The organism is Streptomyces barringtoniae (genome assembly GCF_020819595.1).
In the GTDB taxonomy this organism is placed as follows: Bacteria; Actinomycetota; Actinomycetes; order Streptomycetales; family Streptomycetaceae; genus Streptomyces; species Streptomyces barringtoniae.
Map to the genome: position 1 here is coordinate 1 of NZ_JAJHNP010000122.1, position 352 is coordinate 352.

Here is a 352-nt window from a genome sequence, read left to right on the forward strand (position 1 = left end):
GGCCAGCTTGCCCGTGGTGGCCGTGGCGCGCACCAGGCCCGTGGCCGTCCCGTCCTCGGCGAGAGCCGTCAGGCCGGCGAGGAGGGTGTCCCGGTCGGTGCCGACGACCGCCGCGCGGTGGTCGAAGGCCGCCCGTCCGGTGGCCAGCGAGTAGCCGACGTCGGCGGCCGAGAGGTCCGGGTCGGCCGCCATACGGTCCCTCAGCCGCTGGGCCTGGGCGTGCAGCGCGTCGGCGGTCTTGGCGGTCAGTACCAGGGGTGTGGCCCTCGGTGCCGGGTCCGTCCGGACGGCACGTGCCGGCTCATCGGAGGGCGCCTGTTCGAGGATGGTGTGGGCGTTGGTGCCGCTGATG

The 352-nt window shown here is 75.6% G+C and carries 1 protein-coding gene; it reads right to left on the bottom strand.

The genetic code is table 11. The annotated features are described in order from the left end of the window. A partial coding sequence (locus LMU33_RS41000) for a CurL C-terminal domain-containing protein (protein WP_228627220.1) occupies positions 1 to 352 on the bottom strand: 352 nt, incomplete at both ends.